This is a genomic window from Bacteroidota bacterium, assembly GCA_018831055.1.
GTDB lineage: Bacteria > Bacteroidota > Bacteroidia > Bacteroidales > B18-G4 > M55B132.
On sequence record JAHJRE010000121.1, the window covers coordinates 1 to 2861 of the forward strand.

At 44.1% G+C, this 2861-nt stretch carries 3 protein-coding genes; 2 read left to right on the forward strand and 1 reads right to left on the reverse strand.

The window, feature by feature from the left end; genetic code table 11:
• Positions 1 to 345: hypothetical protein (locus tag KKA81_07550; protein MBU2650773.1), on the forward strand; the 345-nt coding region annotated here is incomplete at its 5' end.
• A 115-nt stretch (positions 346 to 460) separates the two neighbouring features.
• Here KKA81_07550 and KKA81_07555 read toward each other — a convergent pair.
• Complete coding sequence (locus KKA81_07555; protein ID MBU2650774.1) at positions 461 to 1921, reverse strand: hypothetical protein; 1461 nt, start codon at positions 1919 to 1921, stop codon at positions 461 to 463.
• A 466-nt stretch (positions 1922 to 2387) separates the two neighbouring features.
• On the opposite strand from KKA81_07555, the gene KKA81_07560 reads away from it, so the two are divergent.
• Positions 2388 to 2861 (forward strand): hypothetical protein (locus KKA81_07560; protein MBU2650775.1); only part of this gene is annotated, 474 nt, incomplete at its 3' end.

Consider the following 2861-nt stretch of genomic DNA (forward strand, 5'->3'; position numbering starts at 1 on the left):
AAGATAGGATTTGGTTACCATGCGGGTTTGGGAATAATAACCGGTGGTGAAGGATTCCGGTCGTTTTGGGGTTATTCGGCCGGGTTTAAGTTTTTCCCTTACAAATCTCAGTTTATTGATATCCAGTACGGAACTATTGGCATTCTTTACCAGGAAGATTACCTCGGTAACATTATCAATCAGGAAGTGCTTATAGGGCCCTCGGCCTTGCTGGGTGGCGACTGGTTTTTCAGCCAGTATTTCGGGATGAACGGGTCGGTAGGAGCTTCCTTTAACGTTTCCCATCCGGGGGTACAGAGCGTTTTCCTGGTAATAGAAATGGGATTAATGGTGAAATTCAAATAGCAAAACGTGTATGTCGGAGAAAACAAAAAGTTACAGGTTGCAGGTTACAAGTTGCATGCACCCTGCACCCTGCAACCTGTAACCTGTAACCTGTCCCCAGCTACTTCCAATTTTCTTATTCCTCTACCAACACAAAAACCGTTTGTATTATGGCATTTTGCTGTCCGCCGGGTGTTCCTGCCGGAACAAAGACCACGGCTGCATATTCACCGGGGAGAGGGAGGAAGTTTTCACCATACATCATGGCATCGTTATACATCTGTTGGGCAAAGACCATATCTGCCAATGCGGGCACGCCTGCCATGGCTCCGCCATTCCATTGCGGATCGTCCATCAGCCATAAGGCACCCTGGATATCATACCATTCATATCCTGAATACCAGTCGAGATGATTCATCAGCCAGTTTGCATTATCCCAGTTATCGGTTGCCGTATAAACCGGGAGTTGGTCGGGATACAGCGAATTATAAGCATTCATGCTGTAAGGCCAGTTCATGATGATACTGGTTTGGTGATCGAAGCACCAGGAAGCCCAAACCCCGTTGAAGATGTCGTAACCGGCTGGAATGTCTGATAATTCTGCATCTACGTAACCTCCTAAATCTCCGGGCGCAGCTTCAATGATCTTGTAGGTAACTGTAAGAGGAAGATTCATGTAAGCCGGGAAGACCCAGTCGGCATCGGGGAAACAGGATCCCAAAACGAAATCAACCAGACCGTCGGTTCCCTGCTCGATTTCCTCATCATCTTCAAATGTCCATGTTTTAAAATGAACGTAATCAAAACCGGTTCCTACTTTTACCAAAATGTAAAGTTTGAATTCAAAAACATCGGTGTAATGCAGGTAATCTCCATACAACACACAGGTAGGTTGTCCTTCACCCAGCCATTCTTCATTGCCATAAACACCGTTCTGTTCCCCGTTGCGCCATACTTCAATTTTAAATATAGCGGGCATATCGATCTGCAATCCTGCCGATTGGTTCTCATAAAGGGAGCCAATATAATCATCGGGGTCGCTGACGCAGATATCACCGAAAAAACACTGTTCTCTGATCATAATTTCTTCCGCCACAAACCAGTTAAAGCCGAATAGCTCATACTCGTCGGGTTCGAAACATACAACCTCAACATATACCTGAGCTTTTTCAAATTCAACTGCATTAAATGAAAAAGTTACAGGATTGGTCACAAAGGAAGCATAATCGCTGCCCGCTTCCGGTGTGGCTGCAATGATGTAGTCATCGTCCATTAAACCCGGTGTCTGATTGTCGTCATAAAGAAAAAATCCCTCGACATTATATGCCCCGGGATTTAGTTTCAGTGTCGTCGTGTAAGGAACTCCCTCCAGGTAGAAAACCTCAGGGAAATATTCCGTCCCGTTAATGACAACCTTTGCATAGTCTGCAAGTTGTGCAAAGCAACTGTCGTCAGATTTCAGGTTAAGTTTACTGACAGGAACCCCGGTAAAGGAGACTTCAACCTCCGATTGGCCGGTCACCGGGTCCATGTCTTTCTGGCATCCGGTAAATATTACCGCTACCACAAACGGTAATAGCAAATAAAGCTTTCTCATACTACTGGTTTTTAGTTAATAATAGTTCGCTTCGTATCAGGGATACGGATGATTTTTTGGGTTGTAAATAATATATTGGAAGTTCGATTAAACCATTCTTGTTATCTGATGATAAATGCCTCCGGGGCATGTTGAATGGTTAGATGTGAAGCGTAAAGGTAGGAAATGACCGTAGTTTTGTCAATTGTGGGAAGCCGGGAGTATAATAAGGGTAATCACGTAATGCCTGCTTCCCTTCTGAAATAAGCAAGGCGAAACGAGAAAAGCATCAGGTAAGATGATAATCCGTATACGTTTGAACGACAATATGGTTGCAAATTTTACCCAGGTTATTTTGATTCTCATTAAATTCATTACCGGGGTGGAAATAAAATAATTGTTGTATTTGTACACTCCTTATTATAATTTTACCCCAGATATAACAAATGTTTAATAAATAGATGGTTTAATATTAATAAATGAACTCATGAAAAACCTGGTTATCTATGCTTTACTATTGATTGTTCCATTTATCCTTAACGGACAATCCCAGCGGCTGGTCCTTATTGAAGAAGCGACTAACGCTTCCTGCGGACCCTGCGCTTCACAGAACCCCGGCTTTGACGCTTTACTCGACCAGAACCGGGATAAAATTGCAGCGATAAAATATCACTGGTATTTTCCCGGATACGATCCCATGCATAACCATAATGTAACCGAAAACAATGCGCGTGTTGCTTATTATGGGATAAATGGGGTCCCCACAGCTACCATCGATGGGGATATCCCTAACGGGCCTACCTTCGGTTATCCGGGAAGCCCGGCCGGTTACAGGCAGGCACTGATTGACGAGTATTACGCGGTTCCGTCTCCTTTTGAGATGTCCATGAGTCATTCCCTTTCGCAGGATGAGGACACCGTATATGTGAATATGATGATTCAATGCACCGAAGCTGTGACA